At 69.6% G+C, this 24,678-nt stretch carries 24 protein-coding genes; 2 read left to right on the top strand and 22 right to left on the bottom strand.

What is annotated here, in order from left to right; translation table 11 throughout:
• Positions 1-26 precede the first annotated feature (26 nt).
• Complete coding sequence (locus Q0937_RS14560) at positions 27-1,118, bottom strand: hypothetical protein (protein WP_299305023.1); 1,092 nt, start codon at positions 1,116-1,118, stop codon at positions 27-29.
• Complete coding sequence (locus Q0937_RS14555; protein ID WP_299305020.1) at positions 1,115-1,975, bottom strand: hypothetical protein; 861 nt, start codon at positions 1,973-1,975, stop codon at positions 1,115-1,117. Before Q0937_RS14555 ends, Q0937_RS14560 begins: the two co-directional genes overlap by 4 nt.
• A 197-nt stretch (positions 1,976-2,172) precedes the next feature.
• On the opposite strand from Q0937_RS14555, the gene nucS reads away from it, so the two are divergent.
• Both nucS and Q0937_RS14545 read left to right on the top strand, forming a co-directional pair.
• On the top strand, positions 2,173-2,880 hold the full coding sequence (gene nucS, locus Q0937_RS14550) for an endonuclease NucS (RefSeq protein WP_299305018.1): 708 nt from the start codon (positions 2,173-2,175) through the stop codon (positions 2,878-2,880).
• Between the two features lie 54 nt (positions 2,881-2,934).
• Positions 2,935-4,164 carry an N-acetylglucosamine-6-phosphate deacetylase gene (locus tag Q0937_RS14545; RefSeq protein ID WP_299305015.1) on the top strand — a complete coding sequence of 410 codons (1,230 nt, stop codon included), beginning with the start codon at positions 2,935-2,937 and terminating at the stop codon, positions 4,162-4,164.
• A 39-nt stretch (positions 4,165-4,203) separates the two neighbouring features.
• Here the strand turns inward: Q0937_RS14545 and Q0937_RS14540 are convergent, their stop codons facing one another.
• From Q0937_RS14540 to thrC, 20 genes are all read right to left on the bottom strand, one after another.
• Positions 4,204-4,635 (bottom strand): DUF2550 family protein, encoded by a 432-nt coding sequence (locus Q0937_RS14540; RefSeq protein ID WP_299305012.1) that lies wholly within the window; start codon positions 4,633-4,635, stop codon positions 4,204-4,206.
• A 25-nt stretch (positions 4,636-4,660) separates the two neighbouring features.
• Entirely contained in the window at positions 4,661-4,942 is a 282-nt protein-coding gene (locus Q0937_RS14535) for a F0F1 ATP synthase subunit epsilon (RefSeq protein ID WP_299305010.1), read from the bottom strand.
• Positions 4,939-6,396, bottom strand: coding sequence for a F0F1 ATP synthase subunit beta (gene atpD / locus Q0937_RS14530; RefSeq protein WP_299305007.1), 1,458 nt, complete (start codon positions 6,394-6,396; stop codon positions 4,939-4,941). The genes Q0937_RS14535 and atpD overlap by 4 nt, the downstream gene beginning before the upstream one ends.
• A gap of 51 nt (positions 6,397-6,447) precedes the next feature.
• A complete protein-coding gene (locus Q0937_RS14525; RefSeq protein ID WP_299305004.1) occupies positions 6,448-7,362 on the bottom strand; it encodes a F0F1 ATP synthase subunit gamma in 915 nt (304 codons plus the stop codon).
• A gap of 70 nt (positions 7,363-7,432) precedes the next feature.
• Complete coding sequence (gene atpA, locus Q0937_RS14520; protein WP_299305002.1) at positions 7,433-9,058, bottom strand: F0F1 ATP synthase subunit alpha; 1,626 nt, start codon at positions 9,056-9,058, stop codon at positions 7,433-7,435.
• Between the two features lie 83 nt (positions 9,059-9,141).
• Positions 9,142-9,957, bottom strand: a complete 816-nt coding sequence (locus Q0937_RS14515) for a F0F1 ATP synthase subunit delta (RefSeq protein ID WP_299304999.1) — start codon at positions 9,955-9,957, stop codon at positions 9,142-9,144.
• Positions 9,958-9,966: 9 nt separating this feature from the next.
• On the bottom strand, positions 9,967-10,512 hold the full coding sequence (locus tag Q0937_RS14510) for a F0F1 ATP synthase subunit B (RefSeq protein WP_299304996.1): 546 nt from the start codon (positions 10,510-10,512) through the stop codon (positions 9,967-9,969).
• A gap of 10 nt (positions 10,513-10,522) precedes the next feature.
• A complete protein-coding gene (gene atpE, locus Q0937_RS14505; protein ID WP_087485484.1) occupies positions 10,523-10,750 on the bottom strand; it encodes an ATP synthase F0 subunit C in 228 nt (75 codons plus the stop codon).
• Between the two features lie 100 nt (positions 10,751-10,850).
• On the bottom strand, positions 10,851-11,594 hold the full coding sequence (gene atpB, locus Q0937_RS14500; RefSeq protein ID WP_299304989.1) for a F0F1 ATP synthase subunit A: 744 nt from the start codon (positions 11,592-11,594) through the stop codon (positions 10,851-10,853).
• Positions 11,595-11,857: 263 nt separating this feature from the next.
• Entirely contained in the window at positions 11,858-12,358 is a 501-nt protein-coding gene (locus Q0937_RS14495) for a hypothetical protein (protein ID WP_299304986.1), read from the bottom strand.
• Positions 12,342-13,466 carry an MraY family glycosyltransferase gene (locus tag Q0937_RS14490; RefSeq protein WP_299304984.1) on the bottom strand — a complete coding sequence of 375 codons (1,125 nt, stop codon included), beginning with the start codon at positions 13,464-13,466 and terminating at the stop codon, positions 12,342-12,344. Before Q0937_RS14490 ends, Q0937_RS14495 begins: the two co-directional genes overlap by 17 nt.
• Complete coding sequence (locus Q0937_RS14485) at positions 13,463-14,428, bottom strand: L-threonylcarbamoyladenylate synthase (protein ID WP_299304981.1); 966 nt, start codon at positions 14,426-14,428, stop codon at positions 13,463-13,465. The genes Q0937_RS14490 and Q0937_RS14485 overlap by 4 nt, the downstream gene beginning before the upstream one ends.
• Positions 14,425-15,330: a HemK/PrmC family methyltransferase gene (locus Q0937_RS14480; protein ID WP_299304978.1), complete on the bottom strand. Its 906-nt coding sequence runs from the start codon at positions 15,328-15,330 to the stop codon at positions 14,425-14,427. The genes Q0937_RS14485 and Q0937_RS14480 overlap by 4 nt, the downstream gene beginning before the upstream one ends.
• Positions 15,330-16,466, bottom strand: coding sequence for a peptide chain release factor 1 (prfA, locus tag Q0937_RS14475; RefSeq protein ID WP_299304975.1), 1,137 nt, complete (start codon positions 16,464-16,466; stop codon positions 15,330-15,332). The genes Q0937_RS14480 and prfA overlap by 1 nt, the downstream gene beginning before the upstream one ends.
• Positions 16,467-16,568: 102 nt before the next feature.
• Entirely contained in the window at positions 16,569-16,778 is a 210-nt protein-coding gene (gene rpmE, locus Q0937_RS14470) for a 50S ribosomal protein L31 (RefSeq protein WP_299304972.1), read from the bottom strand.
• 163 nt (positions 16,779-16,941) lie between these two features.
• Complete coding sequence (locus tag Q0937_RS14465; RefSeq protein ID WP_299304969.1) at positions 16,942-17,916, bottom strand: LacI family DNA-binding transcriptional regulator; 975 nt, start codon at positions 17,914-17,916, stop codon at positions 16,942-16,944.
• Between the two features lie 5 nt (positions 17,917-17,921).
• Positions 17,922-19,937, bottom strand: coding sequence for an aldo/keto reductase (locus tag Q0937_RS14460; protein ID WP_299305104.1), 2,016 nt, complete (start codon positions 19,935-19,937; stop codon positions 17,922-17,924).
• Positions 19,938-20,145: 208 nt separating this feature from the next.
• Positions 20,146-22,377 carry a transcription termination factor Rho gene (rho, locus tag Q0937_RS14455; protein ID WP_299304967.1) on the bottom strand — a complete coding sequence of 744 codons (2,232 nt, stop codon included), beginning with the start codon at positions 22,375-22,377 and terminating at the stop codon, positions 20,146-20,148.
• Positions 22,378-22,706: 329 nt separating this feature from the next.
• Complete coding sequence (thrB, locus tag Q0937_RS14450; protein ID WP_299304964.1) at positions 22,707-23,621, bottom strand: homoserine kinase; 915 nt, start codon at positions 23,619-23,621, stop codon at positions 22,707-22,709.
• On the bottom strand, positions 23,618-24,676 hold the full coding sequence (thrC, locus tag Q0937_RS14445) for a threonine synthase (RefSeq protein ID WP_299304961.1): 1,059 nt from the start codon (positions 24,674-24,676) through the stop codon (positions 23,618-23,620). Before thrC ends, thrB begins: the two co-directional genes overlap by 4 nt.
• Positions 24,677-24,678: the final 2 nt, after the last annotated feature.

Here is a 24,678-nt window from a genome sequence, read left to right as displayed (position 1 = left end):
GTCAGGTCGGCGCCGTGCCCGTCAGGTCAGCTGCCGCGCGCATTCAGCGCGGTCTGCGTGGCACCGATCGGCTGCACCTGTCCGCCGGCGTCCTGGGACGGGATGTAGAGCGCGACATGGGTGCCGTACTCGCGGATGTACTCGGTGGTGAACTCCTTCTTCCCGATCACCTTGGTGTACTTGTTGTCCTCGGCGTAGCGCATGGTGGCGCCGTCCTTGATGGAGACCTTCCGGGTGGACATCAGCGTCCCCATCACGATCGCGCCGCCGTCATCGGTGCGCAGCCCGAGCAGCTCGCCGTCCCTGACCGTGTAGATCTCACGGACTGTCGCCGCCTCATTCCACTCCACCCCGGCGTTGAGCTCGGAGCGCTCGGTCTGGATGCGCTCATGGGTGCCGGTCTGGAAGGGGTTCGCGGCGAGCAGGTCCTCCGGGTCGGCGGCATCGCCGTCGGTGAGCACCGTGGCGTAGAGCGCGAGCGCCTCGGCCGGGGTCATCACCAGACCTTCGCTGTCCGCAGTGACCTGCTCCGCCCCGATCTGCTCATTGGCGACCACCGGCATCTCGATGCCCACGGCCTGCTGCGCCCAGCCCCAGGAGCTGTAGGACGACTTCGCATCGGCCTGCTGCAGCGCCATGAAGTACGGGACCCCGTCCTCGGCGACCGAATCCTGGACCAGTGCGATCGCGACCCGGGGGAACTCCGCGGTCACGGAGGTCATGGGGACGATCAGCTCGGTGCCGGGGACCTTGAGGTCCTCGGCCCACTCCTCCGCTTTTGCGATCATGGCGTAGGCGGCGGTGCGGAACTCGACGGCGGAGCCGGAGACGCGCGGAGCGAGCTGCGCCGCGTCCCGCGCCTCATCGGCGGCGACCACCGCAGCATTGATCTCCGGCACGATGGTCGCGAACTGCTCCACGGTCTGGACCGGCGTGGGATCCCCGGCCGGCGCGCCCGTGGGCGGGGCTTCCGGCGGTGCGGGCTCGGTCGTGCAGGCGGCGAGCAGACCGCTCGCGACCAGGGATCCGGCACCGAGGAAGAGGCCGCGGCGACCGACGGGTCGGCTGTTCATGGTGGTCTCCTTCAACGCGATGTGGGGCAGGTCGTGGCGGGTCATCGACGCTCCTCGTCATCACCGAGGAGTCGGACCGGTCCCGCAGAATCCGGGTCCTCGTCCTCCGTGCTGGGCGCGTCGGCGGCCGGGGAGCCGCCGGACACGGTCGTCACAGCGGCGGCGCTCCCCCCGGCCACGGCACCGGGCAGGACCGGAGCGGCAGGGCCGGGCTCGCCGGGCTCGGTGAGCCCGCCGGGCTCCCCGCCCTCGATGCTCGAGTCCTCGTCCTCATCGCGGCGTCGGCCACCGATGGAGACCACCAGCAGCACCAGCCCGATGACGGCGATCGCGGCGCCACCGGCGTAGGCGAAGGGCACCCACTCGTTCTCGGCCTCGACCGGCCAGGTGATGGAGACCTTGTCCGCGCCGGGTGCGGTGCCGTCGGTGACGATCAGCAGCGAGCGGTAGGGCTGCGGGGTCTCCCCGTTCTCCGCGGCCCTGAACTCTTCGATCTCGATCGTGAAGGGGCTGGGCGCCGTCTCGACCGATCGCCAGAGGTCGGAGGAGGTGGGGTCGACCAGCTCCGCGGCACCCTCGGGGTTGACCTCCTGGGTGCTCAGCGTGGTCCAGTCGCTCGCACCGGTGATCCGGGTGTAGCGCACGTCCTCCAGATAGGCATCGATATCGCCGTTCGCGGCGGTGATCACCGAGACGTCCGAGGCGCCTTCGATGACGACCTGCCCCTCCTCGCCGCCCACGTAGAGCACGCCTGGATCGATCACCACGGCCGAGCCTGGGTCGTCGAGGGTGACGCTCGCGGTGGTCTCGGTCTCGGGCGCCCAGGTGGTCTCCCCCAGGCGTCCCAGCACGAGCCCGACGATTCCGATGAGGATCAGCAGGACTGCCAGGGGTCGTTGCACGGTAGGAAGCTCCTTAGGGGTGGTCCCGGTGCGGGACCGGTGCGGGGACCTGTTCACGATACGAGCGGCGCGGATCCCAGACCAGGGCCTAGTGAGCATCTGCACCTGGGTAAAGCGCTTCTCATGAACGTCTCATCGAACTCTCATACCCCAGGGCGGGAACGGAGTCGTCCCCGCCGGTGCCGTACCCTGGCCGGGTGCGTCTCGTCGTTGCCCGTTGCTCAGTCGACTACACCGGTCGGCTCACCGCCCATCTCCCGCTGGCCCCTCGGCTGCTGATCGTCAAAGCCGATGGCAGCGTCCTCATCCATTCCGATGGCGGCAGCTACAAGCCCCTGAACTGGATGAGCCCTCCCTGCACGCTGTCGACCACCCGTCGCAGCGATGAGGAGGTCGCCGCCGACCCCGACGGCGACTGGATCGAGCAGTGGGATGTGGTCCATGGGAAGACGGGCGACAAGCTGCGGGTCAGGCTCCACGAGGTCTTCGAGGACTCCTCCCATGAGCTCGGTGTGGACCCCGGCCTGCAGAAGGACGGCGTCGAGGCTCATCTGCAGGCTCTGCTGGCGGAGAACATCGAGACCCTCGGCACGGGCTGGTCCCTGGTGCGCCGCGAGTATTTCACCGCGATCGGCCCGGTGGACATCCTGGCTCGTGACGAGGCGGGCGGTTCCGTGGCGATCGAGATCAAGCGACGGGGCGAGATCGACGGCGTCGAGCAGCTCACCCGCTACCTCGAGCTGCTCAACCGTGACCCGCTGCTCGCCCCGGTGCGCGGCATCTTCGCCGCTCAGGCCATCAAGCCGCAGGCACGGGTGCTCGCCGGTGACCGCGGCATCGACTGCGTGACCCTCGACTATGACGCTCTGCGCGGAATCGACGACGCCGAGTCCCGCCTGTTCTGACCCTCGCACCGGTGACGATCACGGCCCCGGTTTCCCGCCTGACCTGGAGAGACCATGAGCACCTCCGAGCCTCAGCGCTCCGCCGCACTCACCGCCGAGCTGGTCCTGCGCGGGACCGCCGTGCTCGAGCAGGGGCTGGTGCCGGACGCGCTGCTGCTGGTCGACGGCGGCGACATCCTCTGGGCGGGGCCCGCCGCAGCGGCTCCGGAGCACGAGGCCTCGGAGGTCCTCTTCCACGACGGCCTCCTCCTCCCGGGGCTCGTGGACCTGCACTGCCACGGTGGCGGCGGGGCCTCGTTCCCCGACGCCGGTGATCCCCGCGAGCTGCTCACCGCGGTGCACGAGCATCGTCGTCATGGCACCACCAGCCTGGTCGCCTCTCTGGTCACCGCGGATCCGCAGACGCTGCGTTCGCGGGTCGCGGATCTCGGGCAGCTCGCCGCCGACGGCGAGATCGCAGCGATCCATCTCGAAGGACCGTTCATCTCCGTCGAGCGGCGCGGCGCCCAGAACCCCGAGCACATCACCAGCGGTGATGCTGATCTGGTGCGCGAGCTCGCCCAGATCGCCGACGGAGCACTCGCCACCATGACAGTGGCGCCGGAGGCGGAGGGTGCCGATGCGGTGATCGAGGCACTGGCCCAGGTCGGTGCGCTCCCCTCGCTCGGCCACACCGACGGCACCAGCGCCCAGATGACCCGGGCGGTCGAGCTCGCCCGCACCGAGCTGCGGCGGGAGCACGGCCGCTCCGCCCTGCCCACCGCGACCCATCTCTTCAACGGGATGCGCCCGATCCATCATCGGGACCCCGGACCCGCGCTCGCCGCGCTGGATGCCGCCGCGCGGGGGGAGCTGGTGGTGGAGGTGATCGCCGATGGCGTCCATCTGGATGCCCGCACCGTCGCCCACGTCTTCTCGATCGCCGCCGAGAACACTGTGGTGCTGGTGACCGATGCGATGGCGGCGGCCGGGATGCCGGACGGCCAGTACCGGCTCGGGGCGCTCGACGTCACGGTCGACGCGGGGGTCGCGACCCTCACCGGCGGCACCTCGATCGCCGGCGGCACCGCACATCTGCTCGACGTGGTGCGCTTCGCCGTCACCGAAGCCGGGGTGGACCTGGTCCGCGCCGTGCGCGCAGCCTCCACGGTGCCGGCGACGGTGCTCGGCATGCAGGACCGGATCGGTGTGCTCGCCGCGGGCCGACGGGCAGATGTGGTGCTGGTGGATGCGCAGCTGAAACCCGTGACCGTGCTGCGCAGCGGCGTGCGCGTGGATCGCTGAGGCGCCGGGCCTCGGGGGCCCCGCTCTCGGCGGGGGACCTCAGTCCGCGTCGCCGAGGACCATCCCGGTCGGTGCGGCCTCGAGCCAGGAGTTCAGCGCCGCTCCGGAGACGAGATCCACGATCGCGCTGATCTCACGGCCGCCCCGGAGTTCGAACTCGAGGAGATAGCTGTCCTCCCCGCCCTCGACCTGGGACTGCAGCCGACGCCGCGAGACGTCCAGGATGTCGATCCGTCGGATCACGACCTCCGGCCGCACCCGCAGCGAGAACGCCCGGAACCACCGCAGCCGGTCACTGCCGAAGCGCATCAGGCCGTGCTGCCAGCTGGTGCCGCCCACCAGCCCCCGGCGCCGCAGCGAGCATTCGAAGGCGCCCCGACGGCGGGAGACCAGCACATGGCGCAGCACCACGAGCAGCGCCGCCACGACGATGAGCATCCCGACCCCCAGCAGGAGGATCGGGATGCTCATCTCGGTCATGGTCTGCGAACTCGGTTCAGAACCGGGAGTCCTGCGCTTCGATGCTCGTCGCATCGTCCACGCCGATGGTCACGACATCGGAGTCGACCGAGACGAAGCCGCCGTCCACCGCGAGCTGGTCGACATGTCCGTCCTGATCGATGATCCGCACCGTGCCGGTGCCGAGGATCGCCAGGGTCGGCTGCATCTGGGGCAGGATGCCCATCGAGCCGTCCACAGCAGGCACGACGACCTGCGCGGCCTGTCCGCTCCAGACGGTGCGGTCCGCGGTGACGAAGGTGACGTCGAGCGCACTCACGCGCCGAGCTCCTTGTCGATGCGGTGCTGGTTCTCGAGCACCATGTCGATGCCGCCGACGTTGAAGAAGGCCGACTCGGTGATGTGGTCGAACTCGCCGTCGCAGATGCCGCGGAAGCCCTCGATGGTGTCGCGCATCGAGACGTCCGAGCCGTCGACGCCGGTGAACTGCTTGGCGAGGTGGGTGTTCTGCGAGAGGAACTGCTGGATGCGCCGCGCACGCGAGACGATGACCTTGTCCTCCTCGGACAGCTCATCGACGCCGAGCATCGCGATGATGTCCTGCAGCTCCTTGTTGCGCTGGAGGATCTGCTTCACGCGCACCGCGGTGTCGTAGTGGTCCTGACCCACGTAGCGGGGATCCAGGATCCGCGAGGTCGAGGTCAGCGGGTCGATCGCCGGGTAGAGGCCGCGCGAGGCGATCTCTCGCGAGAGCTCGGTGGTGGCGTCGAGGTGGGCGAAGGTGGTCGCCGGAGCCGGGTCGGTGTAGTCATCGGCCGGGACGTAGATCGCCTGCATCGAGGTGATCGAGTGGCCGCGGGTCGAGGTGATGCGCTCCTGGAGCACACCCATCTCGTCCGCGAGGTTGGGCTGGTAGCCCACCGCGGAGGGCATGCGGCCCAGCAGGGTGGAGACCTCGGAGCCCGCCTGGGTGAAGCGGAAGATGTTGTCGATGAACAGCAGCACGTCCTGGCTCTGCTCATCGCGGAAGTACTCCGCCATGGTCAGCGCGGACAGCGCGACGCGCAGGCGGGTGCCCGGCGGCTCGTCCATCTGGCCGAAGACCAGGGCGGTCTTCTCGATGACGCCGGACTCGGTCATCTCCTCGATGAGGTCCCAGCCCTCACGGGTGCGCTCGCCCACGCCGGCGAAGACGGAGACGCCGTCGTGGTTGTTGGCCACGCGGTAGATCATCTCCTGGATGAGGACCGTCTTGCCGACGCCCGCACCGCCGAAGAGGCCGATCTTTCCACCCTGCACGTACGGGGTGAGCAGGTCGATCGACTTGATGCCGGTCTCGAACATCGTGGTGGCCGACTCGAGCTGGTCGAAGTTGGGCGCCTTGCGGTGGATCGGCCAGCGCTCGGTGATCTGGAGCTCGGAGGCCGGCTTGTTCAGCGGGTTCCCGACCACGTCGAAGACGGTGCCGAGGGTCGCATCGCCCACGGGCACCGAGATCGGGGCACCGGTGTCGGTCACGGCCTGGCCGCGCACGAGACCATCGGTGGGCTTCAGCGCGATCGCACGGACCATGCCGTCGCCCAGGTGCTGGGCGGTCTCGAGCGTCAGGGTCGACGCTTCCAGGCCCGACCCCTCGGCGGAGATCTCGATGGTCAGCGCGTTGTAGAGGTTCGGGATGTTCCCCGGGGGGAACTCGATGTCGACGACGGCGCCGGTGACGCGGGCGACGCGCCCGGTGGCGGTCGCGGTCGGAGCGGGGGCGGTGGTGGTCATGTGCGTTCTCTCCATCTCGTGCCGACGCGCGGGGCGCAGTCGGCCAGGGTCTCAGCGTTCGGTGCGGCCAGATCCCGAGAGGGCGTCGGCTCCGCCGACGATCTCCGTGATCTCCTGGGTGATCTCCGCCTGACGGGCGGAGTTCGCCAGTCGGGTGAACTTTCGGATCTGGGTCTCCGCGTTGTCGGTGGCCGACTTCATCGCACGCTGGGTGGACGCGTGCTCCGAGGCCATCGCCTGCAGCAGGATGTTGATGATCCTCGACTGGACGTACCGCGGCATCAGCTCCGCGACGACGGTGTCGGCGTCGGGAGCGAACTCGTACAGCGGGAACGCCGGTCGGGATTCGATGGTCCCCGGCGCGGCGATTCCCATCGGCACCATCCGGATGGACTTGGTGTCCTGGACGAAACGGGTCTTGAACTGGGTGCCGACCACGTACAGCTCATCGAGGTGCACGGACTGGTCATCGCTGAGGAGGTCCCCGGTGAGGACTCCCGCGATCTCCCGACCGAGGTCGGGCAGCTCGTTCTCCTTGTAGGGGGTCCAGGCACGGTGCGGCGGGCGGTTGCGGAACCGGTAGTACGACTCGCCCTTGCGGCCGACGACGTACATCACCGGCTCCTTGCCCTCGTCGCGCAAGGTGTTCGCGAGCTGCTCGGCAGCCCGGATCACGTTGTGCGAGTACGGACCGGTCATACCGCGGTCCGCCGTGATCATCAGGATCCCCGCACGGCCCGTCCGGCTGCGCTCGCTGTCCAGGAACGGGTGGTTGATCTCCTCGGAATGGGTGGCCACCGAGCCGATGGCGCGCGTGAGCGCCTCGGCGTACGGCGTCGTCGCCAACACCCGGGCGTGGGCCTTGGCGATGCGCGATGCCGCGACCATCTCCTTGGCCTTGAAGATCTTCTTCATCCCTTGGGCTGAGCGGATCTTCTGCTTAAAAACCCTCTGCTGGGCTCCCATGTCTCTCCTCGTGCGGGGTGGATGCGTCGGGCGGGTGTCGCCGCCTCCTCAGAGGCGGCGACAGCTCGCATCAGCCGCGGACGATCTGCTCCTGCTCGATCTGCTCGGACGCCAGGCGGCCGCTCTCGTCATTGCGCGCCGTGCCCTCGCCCTTTCCGGCGAGGTAGTCCTGCTTGACCTGATCGAGGATGCCCGAGAGCTCCTCCTCGGTCGAGGACTCGAACTTGCCGGTGCTGCGGATCGCCTCGAGCACGCCGCCGTTGTGGCGGAGGTGCTCGAGCAGCTGGCCCTCGAACTCGCGCACGTCCTCGACCTCGAGGTCGTCGAACTTGCCCTTGGTGCCGGCCCAGATCGAGACGACCTGCTCCTCCATCGGGAACGGCGAGTACTGGGACTGCTTGAGCAGCTCCATCAGGCGGGCGCCACGGCTCAGCTGCTGCTTGGAGGCGGCGTCGAGATCCGAGGCGAACATGGCGAAGGCCTCGAGGTCGCGGTACTGGGCGAGGTCGATCTTCAGCGTGCCCGAGACCGACTTCATGGCCTTGGTCTGGGCGGAGCCGCCGACGCGCGACACCGAGATGCCGACGTCAACCGCGGGGCGCTGGTTCGAGTTGAACAGGTCCGACTGCAGGAAGCACTGGCCGTCGGTGATCGAGATGACGTTGGTCGGGATGTACGCCGAGACGTCGTTCGCCTTGGTCTCGATGATCGGCAGGCCGGTCATCGAGCCGCCGCCCATCTCGTCCGAGAGCTTCGCACAGCGCTCGAGCAGGCGCGAGTGCAGGTAGAAGACGTCACCCGGGTAGGCCTCGCGGCCCGGCGGACGGCGCAGCAGCAGCGACACGGCGCGGTAGGCCTCAGCCTGCTTCGAGAGATCATCGAAGATGATCAGGACGTGCTTGCCCTCGTACATCCAGTGCTGGCCGATGGCCGAACCGGTGTAGGGGGCGATGTACTTGAAGCCGGCGGGGTCGGAGGCCGGGGCGGCGACGATGGTGGTGTACTCCATCGCGCCGTTCTCCTCGAGCGTCGCGCGCACCGAGGCGATGGTCGAGCCCTTCTGGCCGATCGCGACATAGATGCAGCGCACCTGCTTGTCCGGGTCGCCCGACTCCCAGTTCGCCTTCTGGTTCAGGATCGTGTCGATCCCGATGGCGGTCTTGCCGGTCTGGCGGTCGCCGATGATCAGCTGGCGCTGGCCGCGGCCGATCGGCGTCATCGCGTCGATCGCCTTGAGGCCCGTCTGCATGGGCTCCTTGACGGCCTTGCGCTGCATGACGCCGGGAGCCTGGAGCTCGAGGGCACGACGGCCCACGGTCTCGATCTCGCCGAGGCCGTCGATCGGGGTGCCGACCGGGTCGACGACGCGGCCGAGGTAGCCGTCGCCGACGGGCACGGAGAGGACCTGGCCGGTCCGACGCACCTGCTGGCCCTCCTCGATGCCGGTGAACTCTCCGAGCACCACGACGCCGATCTCGCGCAGCTCGAGGTTCAGGGCGAGGCCGAGGGTGCCGTCCTCGAAGCGCACCAGCTCATTGGCCATGACGTTCGGCAGGCCCTCGACACGCGCGATGCCGTCGGCGGCTTCGCTGACGCGGCCGATCTCCTCGCGCTCGGTGGCGCCTGCCTGGTAAGTGGACACCGCAGTGTCCAGTGCGTTCCGGATCTCCTCCGGGCTGATCGTGAGCTCCGCCATCTGGTGCTTCGCTTCCTCTCGGTCTCCCCGCTCGGGGGATGGTCTTCACAAAATGCTGGGGACGCCGGGGCGTCGGGTCTGAGTCAGGCCACCAGCTGTGACCGGGCTCGGGAGAGCCGGGCCAGCACGGTGGCGTCGTAGAGGTCGTCGCCGACCTGGATCCGGAGACCGCCCACGACATCAGGGTCGACCTGGAGGTTCATCTGAACCTCTCGGCCGTAGATCCCGGCGAGGACCGCGCCGAGTCGGGACTGCTGCGCCTCGTTCAGGGGCACCGCGCTCGAGACTGCAGCGAAGACGCGCCGACGACGATCGGAGGCGAAACGTGCGAACTCCTCGACCCGTCGGGCCGGCTTGGTCGCCGTGCGACGCCCGACAGCCCTGGCCGCGAGGGCGAGAGCGAGCCGGTGGGTGCGACCCTCCAGCAGCGAGCGCAGCATGGTGGCACGCTGCGAAGGGTTCTCCCGAGCGCCGTCGAGCGCCACGGTGAGGTCGCCGCTGTCGTCGATCAGCCGGGAGATCTCGAAGAGCTCTCCTTCGACCTGCTCGAGCACGCCCTCGGACTGGGCCTGCGCCAACAGCGCAGAGGCACCCAGCAGCTCGAGGGCATCAAGGATGTCCTCCTGCTCGGACCAGCGCCGCTGCACGATCTCGAGCGTCAGCTCGAGGGTCTGCGGGCTGACCCGGCTGCCCAGCAGGGCGCGCACGGTGGCCTCCTTGACCGCGGCCGGACGGCCGGGATCGGAGAGCGTGCGGACCAGCTGGTTGCTGGAGTCGATGGCGTCAGCCACCGAGAACAGCTCCTGGGCCTCGGACTCCAGCGCGCCGTTGCTGCCGGTGAAGGCGGCCTCGGCCTGCCGGAGCACCTCGGCGAAGGAGGTGGAGGAGGTTCCTCGCATCACGGTTCCTTATCGGGTGGTGGTCTGGCTCGACTCGAGGTCGTCCAGGAACCGGTCGATCACTCGGCGGGAGCGCTCATCGTCGGTGAGGGACTCGCCGACGATCTTGGAGGCCAGATCGCTCGCGAGCGTCCCGACCTCTCCCCGCAGCTCAGTCGAGGCGGCGATCCGCTCGGCGCTGAGCTGCTGACGTCCGGTGGCGAGCACGCGCTCGTTCTCGGAGTCGGCACGGGTACGGGCCTCGTCGACGATCTTCTGACCGTCGGCGCGGGCCTTCTCGCGGATGGAGGCGGCTTCCTGCCGTGCGGCAGCGAGCTCCTGCTCCTGGTCGCTCTTGAGCTGGTCGACCTGCTCCTGGACCTTCTCCGCGTTGCGGATGCCGCCCTCGATCTTCTCCGAGCGCTCGTCCAGCACGGCGTTCATGCGCGGGAGCACGAACTTCATGAAGACGAGGACGAAGATCAGCAGGAAGATCGCCGACCAGACGATCTCCTCGGGGAGCGGGATCAGCAGCCGCCAGCCGGGGACTTCTCCCCCTGCTTCTGCCAGAATCATCTGTTCCGCCTCAGAAGATCAGGCCGGTGACGATCGCCAGCAGCGCGAGGATCTCGGTGAAGGCGACGCCGATGAGCATGGTGGTCTGCAGCTGCGAGCGCATCTCGGGCTGGCGAGCCTGAGCCTCAGCGGTCTTGCCGACCAGGATGCCGAGGCCGATGCCCGGGCCGATGGCGGCGAGGCCGTAGCCGATGGTCGCGATGTTGCCGGACACCTCAGCGAGGATCGTGGGCTCCATGGGGGTTTCCTTTCGTTGTGCCGCGTGGGGGCGACGATCAGGTCTTCAGGGGTGGAATCCGCTCGGGGGTGGCCCTCAGGCCGCCCCGCCGAGGCGGGGGTCAGTGCTCGTCGGAGGTGGCGAGCTGGATGTACACGGCGGTCAGCATCGTGAAGATGAACGCCTGCAGCGCACCGACGAAGATCTCGAAGCCGTAGATGCCGATCGCCATCGCGCCGGCGAAGGGGCTGATCGCGATCAGCCAGTCGCCCGAGAACAGCAGCGCGTGGGTCATGCCGATGAAGACCACGATCATCATGTGGCCGGCGACCATGTTCGCGAGCAGTCGGATGGTGAGCGAGGCCCAGCGGATCACGACGACCTGCAGCAGCTCGATCGGGATCAGCAGGATGTAGATCGGCCACGGGATGCCGGGGGGCATGGTCTCGGCCTTGAGGTAGCCGAGGAAGCCGTGCTTCTTGATGCCGGCGCCGACGTAGGTGACGAATGTCCACAGGGCCAGCAGCAGCGGCAGGCCGATCACGGAGGTGCCGGCGAGGTTCAGGCCGGGGATCACCCCGGCCAGGTTCATCGAGAGGATGAAGAAGAACATCGTGATGAGCATCGGGGCGAAGCGCTTGCCGTCCTTGAGGCCCAGCGTGTTCGCGATGATGTTGTTGTTCACGAAGTCGATGACCAGCTCGATGACGCTCTGCACGCGGCCGGGGACCAGCTTGGCGCGTGAGGCGATGATGCACATGGCGATGAGCACCACGGCGAGGACGATGAGTCGCACCAGCTGGACGCGGTTGAACTCGAACCACGTGCCGTCGAAGAGGATCGCTTCCGGGAAAAACCCCCCCAATGTGGGGATGTGGAAGAAGGAGTCGCCCTCTGCATAAAGTGCCGGACTGAAGTCTGCGGTGTTCAGCTCGATCTCCCAGGTTCGTTCGACCGTCGGGGACGGCCTGGATGGTCATGCCAGATCGAGTCCACTCGCGGTGCGGCCACCGTGCGTACGGCGATGGACGACGCCATGGCGGTCCCGGGTGGTCGATCAGCTCTCGCCGCGCTCACGATTCTGTGCCGTGATCTGCGGTCAAGCGCCTTCGGAAGCATAACAGAGACTCATACACCGCCGGTGGTCCCCTGGTCCTCCTCGAGGCCCTGAGGGGCCTCCACATCCAGGGGCTGGCGGGTGCGGGCCAGCAGCACGGCCTCGACGAGAATGGCCGAGACCGCGCCGACCAGCAGTGCGAGCCCGATCCACGGCGTGGAGATGCTGGCGAGATCCTTCACGGCGATCAGGACGAGGATCACAATGAACATCTTGACGGCCCAGCTGCCGAGCACGGTCGCGGCCATCGAGATCGGCGTGAGCCGCTTTCCGAGGAAGGTGACGGCCACCGTCGGCAGCACGATCACGAGGGTCAGCCCAGAGCCGACGAGGGCGCCCCTGAGCGCTCCGGGGTCGGGGCGCGTCGCGGCGATGATCACCACGACGGCAGCCAGGAGGACGCCCACGGCGAGCGCGATCAGGGTGGTGCGCTGCATGGCCCGGTCGCCGGCGGCGACGCGGGCCGTCCTCTGCGGCGTCGAGGCGGAGGGGGTCTCAGGGTGAGGGGACATCGGATTCCTTCCGGTGACGGCCGGAGCGCCATCTGAGGGGGTCGAAGGTGAGCAGGACGGCGAACAGCAGACCGATGACCCAGAAGATGACGACAGTGCGCATCGGGAGCACCAGCGGGAGCAGCAGCCCCACGGAGATGACCACGGTCCAGGTGTACATGATCAGCACGGCGGTGCGCTTGCTGTGCCCGAGGCTGAGCAGGCGGTGGTGCAGATGCGCCTTGTCCGCATGGAACGGCGATTTCCCGGAGCCGATCCTCCGCACCACCGCGAGCGCGAAGTCCAGGAACGGGACCACCATCACCCCGATCGGGAGCAGGATCGGCAGGAACTGGCCGAAGAAGTCCGCGCCGGAGAGCCGTCCGGGGTCCACCTGGCCGGTCACTGCGATGGTGCTCGCGGCCAGCAGCAGGCCCAGCAGCATCGAGCCGGAGTCGCCCATGAAGATGCGGGCGCGGGTGAGGTTGTGGGGCAGGAAGCCCAGACACGCGCCGATCATCACCGCGGTCAGCAGCGCGGCCAGCGAGGAGTAGTCCGTGGCCGAGGCGCTGCGGGTGAGCGTGTACGCGTAGACGAAGAAGGCGGAACCGCCGATGGCCATCACCCCGGCGGCCAGTCCGTCCAGGCCGTCCACGAAGTTCACCGCGTTCATGCTCACCACGACCACCAGCACGGTGAGGATCAGCGCGGTGCGTCCCGAGAGGACGGTGACACCGTTGATCGGCAGGGTCACCAGGCTGACGCCCTGCCAGGCCAGCAGCAGCGCGGCCAGCACCTGGCCGGCGAGCTTGGTCACCCAGTCCAGGTCCCATTTGTCATCGGCCGCGCCGAGCAGGCAGACGAGCGCTCCTGCGGTGAGGATCGCCCAGGGCTGCCGGGAGTCGCGGAAAAGCCCTTCGAGGAAGGGCACGTTGCTCGCCACCAGCATCGCGCAGACCACGGCGACGAGCATCGCGAGGCCACCCAGCCGCGGGGTCACGGCATCATGCACGTCGCGGTCCCGCACCGCTGTCATCGCCCCCGCGCGCCGAGCCAGCAGCCTCACAGCAGGAGTCACCAGGTAGGCGACTGCCGCGGCGAGCAGCAGGAGGAAGAGGTAGATCCTCACCCGGGCGTGTTCTCCGCGGGTCCGTCCTGCCTGCCGGTGTCCCCGGGCGCGGCGGGAGCCTCACCGATCCCTTCCAGCGGGGTCTCGGCGAGCGGCAGCTCGGTGCCGGCCGCGGACTGCTCCGGCTCGGAGGGGAGGTTCAGGACGGAGGTGTTCGAGGAGCTCGACGGGTCGCCCCCCTCCCCGGCCGCGGCGTCCGCTGCGGACTCGGTGGTGATGCCTGCCGACCCTTCGTCGGTCGCCTCCGCCTCGCCCGCCGCCGCGGCCTCATCGATGACCGGCTCGGGCTCACCGTCGGGAACCGCCTCGGGCTCCGGCTCGGGAGCGGTGAAGATGTCTCCGACCACCGCGATGATGTGTTCCTTGGTGATCGCGCCTTCGCGGACGATCTCCGCGGGGGTGACGGTGGTGTCCAGGATGGTGGAGCTGGCGCCGATGCGGGCCGGCCCCCCGTCGAGGTAGATCGCGACCGAGTCGCCGAGCTGGGTGGCGGCGTCCAGGACGCTCTTCGCGGCGGGCTTGCCATGGCGGTTGGCGCTCGAGACGGCGAGCGGACCGGTACGGCGCAGCAGCTCCAGCGCCACCTCGTCCTCGGGCATCCGCAGCGCCACGGTGCCGCGGGTCTCCCCCAGGTCCCAGGTCAGCGAGGGCTGGGCGGTGAGGATCAGGGTCAGGGCGCCGGGCCACAGCTCCTCGGCGAGGTCTTCGACGTAGTCAGGGAGGTCCGTCGCCAGTGCCAGCAGCACGGCGTGGTCGCCGATCAGCACCGGCGGCGGGGTGTCCCGGCCTCGGCCCTTGGCCTCGAGCAGCGCCTCGACCGCGTCGGGCGTGAAGGCGTCAGCGCCGATGCCGTAGACGGTGTCCGTCGGCAGGACGATCAGCTCACCTCCGCGGACGGCATCGACGGCGGCGGCGAGGGCTTCCTCGCGGGACTCTGGATTCTGGGTGTCGTGCACGCTCACCGGGACAGTCTCTCACTTCCGAGGTTCGGTGCCCCCTGGGAGCGGCGCGCGATGAGGAAACGGTCGCGGCCGGTCAGATCGGGGGCGGTGGTCAGCAGGTCGAAGCAGCCGAGCTCGGCGGCGAGGTCGCGGGTCGCCGCGCCCTGGACGTCCGCGTGCTCCATGATCAGCACTCCCCCGGGCCTCAGCAGGCGCCCGGCCCAGGCGATGACCGCGCGGGGCACCTCCAGGCCGTCGTCCCCGCCGCCGAAGAGCGCGCGGTGCGGGTCATGCGCGATGACCTCCGCCTCGCGGGGCACGGCGTCGGGCGGGATATAGGGAGGGTTGGCGAGGATCGCGTCGAGAGGGGCTGCGGCAGTCAGCTCCGGGATCTCCTCCCGGAGGTCCGCCTGCAGCACCCGGCCCCGGCCGGGTCCGGCCAGTGCGAGGTTCTCGGCGCTGAGCGCCGCGGCGGCGGCATCGACCTCGATCGCCAGCACGCGAGCGCCGGGGAACTCGTCGAGCACGGCGGCGCCCAGCGCACCGGAGCCCGCGCAGAGGTCCGCCACCTGGGTGGGAGCCTCCGGGAGCTGCTCGCGCAGGAGGTCGAGAGCCAGCTCGGTCTCCGGCCGTGGGATGAAGACGCCGGGACGCACCGTGAGCATCAGCCGGCGGAAGGGAGCACGCCCGAGGATCAGCTGCAGGGGCTCTCGGTGCTCGCGGCGGGTGGTGAGCCGCTCGAGCTCGCCGGAGAAGTCCGGCGGAAGCTCATCGAGCATCACCAGCGGCTGCTCGGTCTGCGCCGCATGGGCGATCAGGGCGCGGGCGTCGACGCTCGGGGAGGGCACCCCGGCCGCACCGAGCCGCCGGGTGGTCTCGGCCAGTGCCGCGCGCAGCCGGGTGCGCAGCTCCAGGGCGTCCATCAGAGCTGGTCCTCGGGGGTGCCGGCCTGGGCATCGGCCAGGCGGGCGTCCCGTTCGGCGACCCGGGAGGAGGTGATCAGATCCTCCAGGTCCCCGGCGAGGACCTGGGAGAGGTTGCCTGCCTTGTACCCGGTGCGGTGATCCGCCACCCGGGATTCGGGGAAGTTGTAGGTGCGGATGCGCTCGCTGCGGTCCACGCTGCGCACCTGGGAGCGGCGGGCCGCCGAGGACTGCGCCTCCTGCTCGGCGCGGCGGGCATCCAGCAGGCGGGTGCGCAGGATCCGCATCGCCTGATCACGGTTCTGCAGCTGGCTCTTCTGGTCCTGACAGGAGACCACCACACCGGTGGGCAGGTGGGTGATCCGGACCGCGGAGTCGGTGGTGTTCACGCTCTGCCCGCCCGGTCCGCTCGAGCGGAAGACGTCGATGCGGAGGTTCGCGGGGGCCATCGCCTCGGCCAGCAGCTCCGACTCATCGGCCTCATCCGCTTCCGGCAGCACCAGCACGCCGACGGCAGAGGTGTGGATCCGCCCCTGCGATTCGGTGACCGGGACCCGCTGGACGCGGTGCACACCCGCCTCGTGCTTGAGGTGCGCATAGACGCCATCCCCCGGCCCGCTCGCGGTGCGCGCGGTGATCGCGACAGTGACGTCCTTGAGCCCTCCGAGGTCGGACTCGGCGGAGGTGAGCACCTCCAGGCGCCATCCCTTGGACTCGGCATAGGCGCGGTACATGCGCAGCATCTCGGTGGCGAACAGCGCTGATTCCTCGCCGCCGGCTCCCGCTTTGATCTCGAGGATCACGTCGCGGGCGTCATCGGGATCGCGGGGGGCGAGCAGGTCGTCGAGGTGCTCCTGCTCTCGCTCGAGGCGGGCGGCGAGCTGCTCGGCCTCCGCGCTCAGCTCCTCGTCCCCGTCCTCGAGGACGAGCAGCTCGCGGGCGGTCTCGAGATCCGCGGCAGTGCTCTCCAGCCGCGCCGAGGCCGCGAGGACGCTCTCCAGCTCCGCATAGCGTCGACCGACCCGGCGGGCACGGGCAGGGTCATCGTGCAGGGCGGGATCGGCCATCGACTCCTGGAGACGGGCATGCTCGAGGCGCAGCGGTGCGAGCCGATCTGCTGCGTCATGCTCGCTCATCGATGCCTCTTCCTCTGCGGCCCTGGAGCCCGAGCATCGGGCCCTCACATGCGACGACGCCGGTGCGCGCCCGCAGGCACGCACCGGCGTCGGAGGCGTGGATCAGTTCTTCTTGCCGTAGCGGGCCTGGAAGCGTGCGACGCGGCCGCCGGTGTCCAGGATCTTCTGCTTGCCGGTGTAGAAGGGGTGGCACTCGGAGCAGACCTCGGTGCTGATGGCACCGTTGGTCTTGGTGCTGCGGGTGGTGAACGAGTTGCCGCAGGTGCAGGTCACCTGGGTCTCGCCGTATGCGGGGTGAATATCAGCCTTCATGTCTCTCCTTGCTCGGGGTCGCTGGGTCGGCGCCCGGCGGGCACCGTGAACCAGAACCGACGTCACAGTCTGCCATGCCCCGCCCCACTCGAGCGAGGGCTGAGAGTGCGGCGTGCGCAACATCGCGATGCTGCAGCGCCCTGTGTCTGCACCATCGCGTCGCTCAGGTGGAGGCGCGAACTTCCAGGTGGTAGGACACCACCCGGTGGGCGCCCTCCCCCACGAGCGGAATGGTCCCGTCGAGCATGCCGGCGACGAGCGAGACGGTCTCCCTGGCCACCGCCTCGATGTCGATGCTCAGGGTGGTCAGCTCGGGAGTGACCAGCGAGCCGATCTCGAGCCCGTCGACGCCCACCAGGCGGACCTGGTCCGGCACAGAGACCCCGAGCTCGCGCAGGGCTCGCAGCAGGCGGACGGCGAGCTCGTCGTTGAAGGCGACGATCGTGTCGACCCCGTCGGCGAGGACCTCCTCGAGGAACTCCTCGTGCCCCTCTTTCGCATCCACCTCGCGCACCGGCACCTCACCCTTCCCGACCAGCGGGGAGAGCGCGGCGGCGAGGGCGCTACTGCGGGCGCGACCGAGGCCTCCGACCAGGTCGAGCACCACCGGGCGCCGGGCCCCGGCCCGTCCCAGGTGCTCGGCCAGCTCGGCCATGGCCTCCTCCCGGACGAGCTCCACCACTCCTCCCGCCTCCAGGCGGGAGGAGCGGGCATCGAGCTGGACCACCGGCATCCCGCCCTGGCCGCGGATGTCGTCGGTGAGCACCCCGTAGCCGACGAGCGCATCGACCCGGCGCGCCAGGTCCCCCGCCACTCGCTGCGGGTCCGGTGCGTTCATCGCTTCGGCGAGCACGACGTTCCAGCCGTGGGGTGCGCAGGCGCGCACCACGGCGGCACCGAGCTCTGCGAAGTAGGAGTTCGAGAGGTCCTCCACCACCAGCCCGAGGGTGATCGGGCCCTGCTCGACGAGGCCGCGGCCGAAGCGCGAGGGCCGGTAGTTCAGCTCCTTGGCCGCCTCGAGCACCTTCTCCCGGGTCCCGGCACTGATCCCGGGCAGGTCGTTCATCGCTCGCGAGACGGTCTGCCGGGAGAACCCGGCCCGCTCCGCGACATCGATGATCGTGGCTCGACGCGACATGCCGCTCATCGTACCGGCGACTTCAGGTCCAGCCAGGCCATCTCCTCCGTCGTCAGCTCGATGCCCAGGCCCAGGGTGGATGAGCGCATCTCGGCGATGCTGCGCGGTCCGAACAGGGCGAAGGTCGGGAACCTCTGGTGCAGCACGAAGGCCAGGGCGATCGCCGTCGCCGGGACCCCGCGCTCCGCACCGAGCAGTTCGGCGCGGGCGAGGCGCTCGAAGTTCTCGTCGCTGTAGTAGCAGCGCACCAGCTCCGCATCCGAGCGGTCCTCGGGGTGGGCACGGCCGGTGAAGAAGCCGCGCGCCTGCGAGGACCAGGGCAGCAGGGCGATGCCGCGCTCTTCGAGCCAGGCTTTGGAGTCGGGGTCGGTGGCGTGGACGCAGCCGGCCCATGGCACGTCCAGCGCCTCGGCGAGGCCGAAGTGGTTGGAGACCCCGGTGAAGCCGGTGCGTCCGTTGGCGCGGGCGTACTCATTGGCCTCGTCCACTCGGGCCGGGGTCCAGTTCGATCCGCCATAGGCGCGGATACGACCGGCGCGCAGGTGCTCGTCCATCACGTCGACGAACTCTCCGACGGGGATCTCGGGGTTGTCGCGGTGCATCATGTACAGGTCCGCATAGTCCGTGCCCTGGCGCTCGAGGGATTCCTCGAGCTGACGCGTGATCGATTCCGGGTCGCAGTGGGGGGTGTGCGCCCCCTTGGTGATCACGACGACATCCTCGCGCACCCCGCGGTTGCGCACCCATTGACCGAAGAGCTTCTCGACGTAGCCGCCGCCGTAGATGTAGGCGGTGTCGAAGGTGGTGCCGCCGATCTCGTAGAAGGCATCGAACATCGCCGAGGCGTGGGCCAGGTTCATCTGGTTGTCGCAGCCCATCACCAGACGGGATATCTGCTTGTCGATCCCGGGGATCGTGCCGTAGGCCATCGCCGGGCCCGACTGCACGGAGCCGTGCGCCAGGGCGCGACCGGTGAGGGTGGGGATCTCGGCGGTGTCCGCCTCGAAGGGGTAGCGCAGCCCGATCTGCTCTCGCCAGGAGTCCAGCGCCCGGGCCTGGCCGAGCGAGTTGTCCCCGGTGAGCTCAGGCACCACGCCGTCGCCACGCGCCGCGCGGGCGAGGGCGTCGGCCTCCAGGGCGTAGGGCGAGGCCGGAGGGATCTCGAGCCGCTGCGGCTGCGCGCCGACGATGTCGAGCTCGATCATCGTGGGTTCCGCGCCGAGCGCCCAGGGATCGCTCAGCCGGATCACGCCGCGCGAGCCGATGATGGTCGCGGACTGCGGATCCGCGAGCCGCACCCCGGTGCGCAGGCTTGCGGTGATCCCGCCGGGAAGGGTGACCTCGGCGGTGGCCCATTCGTCCACCCCGGTCTCCCCGAGGGTGCCGCTGCCGGTGACGGTGAGCGGATCGGCGAAGGCCTTGCCCTGCGCCGCACCGGCGACGAAACGCGCCAGGGACATCGGATAGCAGCCCACATCGAGGATCCCGCCCCCGGCGAGGGTCGGGTCGAACAGACGTCCGCTGCGGCCGCCGGTGTCGAAGGCGAAGGATGCATCGATGTGGGAGAGCTCGCCGATCGTGCCCTCAGCCACCAGGTCCAGCACGCGCTGGGTCTGCGGGTGGAAGCGGTACATGTACGCCTCGAGCAGCACCCGTTCACTGCGGGCGGCGAGGTCGATGAGCGCCATCGACGTGCCGGCGTTCGGGGTCAAAGGCTTCTCGCACAGCACGTGCTTGCCAGCCTCGAGAGCCTGCGCCGCCAGCGCGGCGTGGCCGGTGTGGACGGTCGAGATGTAGACAGCATCGACCTGATCGGAGGCGAGCACCTGATCATAGTCACCGATCAGCGCGGGCTCCTGGAGGGGGAACTCATCAGCGAAGGCCTGGGCACGCTCCAGGGAGCTGCTGCCGACGGCGACGAGGACGCCGTCCTGGGACGCGGGCAGCTGGGAGGCGAAGCGGCGGGCGATCGAGCCGGGGCCGAGAACGGCCCAGCGGAACGGGGAGGACTCGCGGTGCATGGAGGGGTTCATCCTTCTGGGGGAGGTCCGACTCTGGACGTGAACGTTCACGGATGATCACGCTATCCCGTCTTCCGTCTCCTCACAAGCGCATCGGGGCAGCAGACCGCGAGAGCCTTCGACCACAGACGCCGCAGGGCCTGCCCACCGAGATCGGTGGTCAGGCCCTGCGGCGTCGTCCGCCCGCGCGGCGGCGGGAGGCGAGGAGTCAGTCCGAGCTGCGCCCGTTCACGCTGGGGGTGTTCTTCTGCACCGTCATCAGGAACTCGGTGTTCGACTGGGTCTTCTTGACCCGCTCCATGAGGATCTCCAGCGCCTGCTGCTGCTCGAGGGAGCCGAGGACACGGCGGAGCTTCCACATGATGGCCAGCTCCTCCTTGCCCATGAGTGCTTCTTCGCGGCGGGTGCCGGAGGCGTTCACATCCACGGCCGGGAAGATGCGCTTGTCCGCGAGGTGGCGCGACAGGCGCAGCTCCATGTTGCCGGTGCCCTTGAACTCCTCGAAGATGACCTCGTCCATCTTGGAGCCGGTCTCCACCAGGGCGGAGGCCAGGATCGTCAGCGAGCCGCCATGCTCGATGTTCCGCGCCGCACCGAAGAAGCGCTTCGGCGGGTACAGCGCGGAGGCATCCACACCACCGGAGAGGATGCGACCGGAGGCCGGAGCGGCGAGGTTGTAGGCACGGGACAGGCGGGTGAGCGAGTCCAGCAGCACGACCACGTCGCGGCCCATCTCGACCAGGCGCTTCGCCCGCTCGATCGCGAGCTCCGCGACGATCGTGTGATCCGAGGCGGGGCGGTCGAAGGTGGAGGCGATGACCTCACCCTTGACCGTGCGCTGCATGTCGGTGACCTCTTCGGGGCGCTCGTCGACGAGCACGACCATGAGGTGGACCTCGGGATTGTTGGTGGTGATCGCGTTGGCGATCTGCTGCATGATGATCGTCTTGCCGGCCTTCGGGGGCGCGACGATGAGTCCTCGCTGGCCCTTGCCGACGGGAGAGACCAGATCGATCAGCCGGGGAGCGACGGCCTTGGGGTCGGTCTCCAGGCGCAGCCGCTCGTCCGGGTACAGCGGGGTGAGCTTGCTGAAGTCCACCCGCTGACGCGCACGCTCCGGGGGCATGCCGTTGATCGTGTCGACCTGCACCAGCGCCGCGTACTTGCTCTGGTTCCCGCCACCGCCGCCGCTCTTGCCACGGCGGTTCCGGCCACCGCTGTGATGCTGCTGCGGCTGCTCGACGTGGTGGTCCTCGCCGTCGCGCGGCGCCTTGACCTGACCGGTGATCGCATCGCCCTTGCGCAGGCCTGCCCGCTTGACCTGGTTCATCGTCACATACACGTCGCTCGCGCCCGGCAGGTAGCCGGTGGTGCGCACGTAGGCGTTGTTGTCGCGGATATCCAGGATGCCCGCGATGGTCATCAGCTCATCGCCGTCACGGACGTCGCCGCGATCCTGCTGGCCACCCTGATTCGACGACCCGCCCTGATTCCGCTGGCCGCCCTGGTGATCCTGGCCGCCCTGATTCCGCTGGCCGCCCTGGTGATCCTGACCGTCCTGCTCGTTCGGCGCACCGCGGCCGCGACGCTTGCGGTCCCGGGAGCGGTTGCGGCTGCGGGACCGGCCACGACGGTCGTCGTCGTAGTCGTCTCTCCCCTGACGGTCATCGTCCTGCTCGCCGGTACGATCCGGCAGCTCGATGTCCTCGAGCCGGCGGCGCTGGTTGCCGCCCTGCTGATTCCCGCCCTGCTGATTCCCGTCCTGCTGGCCGCCGCCCTGCTGATTCCCGTCCTGCTGGCCGCCGCCCTGCTGATTCCCGTCCTGCTGGCCGCCGCCCTGCTGGTTGCCGCTGCGCGAGCTGCGCTGCTGGTCGCGTCCGCCGCGCTGCTGGCCGCCGCCCTCGCGGCCGTCGTCCTGCTGGCTGCGATCCTGCTGGCTGCGATCCTGCTGACGCTCTGCGGAGCCCCCTCCTCGCTCATCCAGCTGCTCGCGGGGGGCAGCACCGTTCGGCAGCTCGATACCCAGATCGGGGGCCGCCTCGTCCTGTCGTGCGGCGGCCTGGCTGCCACGGCGGGAGCGCGACCGGCTGCGGGTGCCTGGTTCGGACCGGTCCTCACCGGCTTCGCTCTGCTGAACCTGCTGAGCCTGCTGGGCAGGAGCCTCTGTCTGCGCGGGAGCAGTCTGCGCGGGAGCGGTCTGCGCGGGAGCAGTCTGCGCGGGAGCGGTCTGCGCGGGCGTCTCGGCAGCCGTCACCGGGGCGGCGGTGGGCGCTGCGGCGGAAGAAGGTGCTGCAGAGGACGATCCACCCCCGCGGATCGCGTCGATCAGCTCGCTCTTGCGCAGCCGACGGGCGCCCTTGATGCCGCGCTCAGCGGCCATGGCCTGCAGTTCGGGAAGCTTCTTCGCCGCAAGATCTGCGCCGGAAGTGGTGTCGTTCACCCGGGTTCCTTCCTGTCGAGCCGTTCTCGCCGGCTCTGTTCTGGTCTGGATGCCGCGAAGCGCCGGAAGCTCTCGGGCTTCGGGTGCTGCAGCGACTGGTCCGAGCAGGGTTCTTCCCCACGATGCAAGGCATCTGTGGTCGGCCTGCCGGTGTGGTTCTGGGTGCGTCAGCGGAGGTGCACGGGCCTGCGGGGCACGTCGTGAAAGGTGCGCGAGGACCGTGCGAAGCACTGATCAGGGGGTACATCGAGGCGCGGAGTTCTGCGCACAGCGTCCACCGGGGATCTGCTGCAGGGTTCTGCGTCGTGCGATGTCGCCTGGACGCAGGCTCAACCTACCACAGGGGCGGAAGGGATCTCTCGCAGCCGCACCTCGGCGATCCGCCAGCCTGCGGGGTTCGTGACGAAGCGGCGCACCAGGGGGGCGAGGTCGCCGCGATGCCCGGACAGCACCAGCACCGAGGGGCCCGCACCGGAGACCACCGCGGGGTGGCCCTCACGGCGCAGCACCTTCATCAGTTCGATGCTCTCGGGCATCCCCGCGGAGCGCTGCTCCTGGTGGAGGCGGTCCTCCGTCGCGTCCAGCAGCAGCTCGGGCGCGCCGGTCAGTGCGTGCACGAGCAGTGCTGCGCGGGAGGCGTTGAAGACGGCGTCGCGGTGAGGGACCTGCTCGGGGAGCAGACCGCGGGCCTGATGGGTGGAGAGCGTCGTGCTCGGCAGCAGCACCACGGGCTGCAGCACTCCTTCCGCGCAGGCCAGGGGCACCGCATGGGCCGTGTCGCCCTGCATCCAGGAGAGCACCACCCCGCCCAGGAGCGCCGGGGCGGCGTTGTCCGGGTGCCCTTCGAATTCGGTGGCCAGCTGCAGGACGGCCTGGTCATCCAGAGCACGTGGATCGGAGATCATCCCGCGCGCGAGCAGCAGTCCGGCGACGGTCGCCGCGGCGCTCGAGCCGAGGCCCCGGCCATGAGGAATCCGGTTCAGCGCGCGCAGTCGCAGTCCGGTCTGGGGTGCACCGGCGTGGTCCAGTCCGCGGCGGAGCGCACGCACGACCAGGTGGTCCTCCCCGGTGGGGACCGCACCGGCGCCCTCGCCCTCGACCTCGACCTCGACCGAGCCGGTGGTCGCCTCGACCGTCAGCTCGTCGCAGAGGTCCAGCGCGAGTCCCAGGGTGTCGAAGCCGGGGCCGAGGTTCGCGGAGGTCGCGGGGACCTGCACGGACACTCGCGTGTTCTGGATCCTCACAGGCCGATGGCCTCCGCTGCGGCGGCGATGTCCACCGGCACGAGGATCGGCGTCAGATCGTGCTGGGTCAGGGCGGTATCGGTGTCCTTGAGCCCGTTGCCGGTCACGGTGATCGCGATCGTCGCACCTGCCGGGACCAGCCCGCGTCGGGACTGCTGCAGCAGCCCCGCGACGCCGGCGGCCGAGGCCGGCTCGACGAAGATGCCGACCTCTCCGGCGAGGAGCTTCTGCGCATCGAGGATCTGCTGATCGGTGACGGCTTCGATGAGACCACCGGAATCATCTCGCGCGCTCACGGCGAGATCCCAGGAGGCCGGCGCACCGATCCGGATCGCGGTCGCGATCGTCTCGGGATTGCTGATCGGGTGGCCCGCCACGAAGGGAGCGGAACCTGCGGCCTGGAATCCCCACATCTGCGGGAGCGAGTCCGTGATGCCGGCCTCGCGGTACTCGCGATAGCCCATCCAGTAGGCGGAGATGTTCCCGGCGTTGCCGACCGGGAGGATGTGGATGTCGGGAGCCCTGCCCAGCGCATCGCTCACCTCGAAGGCGGCGGTCTTCTGTCCCTGGAGCCGGTAGGGGTTGACCGAGTTCACGAGTTCGATGGGGTGCTCCGCATCGAGCTTGCGGGCGATCTCGAGGCAGTCGTCGAAGTTGCCGTCGACCTGGATCAGCTTCGCGCCGTGGACCACGGCCTGGGCCAGCTTGCCCGCGGCGATCTTGCCCTGGGGCAGGAGCACCGCACAGGTCAGACCCGCAGCCGTGGCATAGGCGGCGGCGGAGGCGCTCGTGTTGCCGGTCGAGGCGCAGACCACGGCGGTCGCGCCGTCGTTCAGCGCCTTCGACATCGCGGAGACCATGCCGCGATCCTTGAAGGAGCCGGTCGGGTTCATGCCCTCGACCTTGATGTGCACCTCGGCGCCCACCGCCTTGGACAGGGTGGGGGCGTGCACCAGCGGGGTGCCTCCCTCCCCGAGGGTCAGCAGGGTGTCGTCCGCGGTGAACGGGAGGTGCTCGAGGTATTCGGCGAGGACGCCGCGCCACTGATGTGCCATGG

It is taken from the genome of uncultured Brachybacterium sp., from assembly GCF_947500705.1.
Lineage (GTDB): Bacteria > Actinomycetota > Actinomycetes > Actinomycetales > Dermabacteraceae > Brachybacterium.
The sequence above is the reverse complement of the archived record's forward strand: the minus strand, read 5'-3'. Positions and strand labels throughout refer to the sequence as shown.

Excerpts from the sequence above, each read along its gene's own strand:
- Q0937_RS14560 (WP_299305023.1), bottom strand. The coding sequence starts at position 1,118 with ATGACCCGCCACGACCTGCCCCACATCGCGTTGAAGGAGACCACCATG.
- Q0937_RS14545 (WP_299305015.1), top strand. The coding sequence starts at position 2,935 with ATGAGCACCTCCGAGCCTCAGCGCTCCGCCGCACTCACCGCCGAGCTG.
- Q0937_RS14540 (WP_299305012.1), bottom strand. The coding sequence starts at position 4,635 with ATGAGCATCCCGATCCTCCTGCTGGGGGTCGGGATGCTCATCGTCGTG.
- atpD (WP_299305007.1), bottom strand. The coding sequence starts at position 6,396 with ATGACCACCACCGCCCCCGCTCCGACCGCGACCGCCACCGGGCGCGTC.
- Q0937_RS14525 (WP_299305004.1), bottom strand. The coding sequence starts at position 7,362 with ATGGGAGCCCAGCAGAGGGTTTTTAAGCAGAAGATCCGCTCAGCCCAA.
- atpA (WP_299305002.1), bottom strand. The coding sequence starts at position 9,058 with ATGGCGGAGCTCACGATCAGCCCGGAGGAGATCCGGAACGCACTGGAC.
- Q0937_RS14515 (WP_299304999.1), bottom strand. The coding sequence starts at position 9,957 with ATGCGAGGAACCTCCTCCACCTCCTTCGCCGAGGTGCTCCGGCAGGCC.
- Q0937_RS14510 (WP_299304996.1), bottom strand. The coding sequence starts at position 10,512 with ATGATTCTGGCAGAAGCAGGGGGAGAAGTCCCCGGCTGGCGGCTGCTG.
- atpE (WP_087485484.1), bottom strand. The coding sequence starts at position 10,750 with ATGGAGCCCACGATCCTCGCTGAGGTGTCCGGCAACATCGCGACCATC.
- Q0937_RS14495 (WP_299304986.1), bottom strand. The coding sequence starts at position 12,358 with ATGTCCCCTCACCCTGAGACCCCCTCCGCCTCGACGCCGCAGAGGACG.
- Q0937_RS14480 (WP_299304978.1), bottom strand. The coding sequence starts at position 15,330 with ATGGACGCCCTGGAGCTGCGCACCCGGCTGCGCGCGGCACTGGCCGAG.
- prfA (WP_299304975.1), bottom strand. The coding sequence starts at position 16,466 with ATGAGCGAGCATGACGCAGCAGATCGGCTCGCACCGCTGCGCCTCGAG.
- rpmE (WP_299304972.1), bottom strand. The coding sequence starts at position 16,778 with ATGAAGGCTGATATTCACCCCGCATACGGCGAGACCCAGGTGACCTGC.
- Q0937_RS14465 (WP_299304969.1), bottom strand. The coding sequence starts at position 17,916 with ATGTCGCGTCGAGCCACGATCATCGATGTCGCGGAGCGGGCCGGGTTC.
- Q0937_RS14460 (WP_299305104.1), bottom strand. The coding sequence starts at position 19,937 with ATGCACCGCGAGTCCTCCCCGTTCCGCTGGGCCGTTCTCGGCCCCGGC.
- thrC (WP_299304961.1), bottom strand. The coding sequence starts at position 24,676 with ATGGCACATCAGTGGCGCGGCGTCCTCGCCGAATACCTCGAGCACCTC.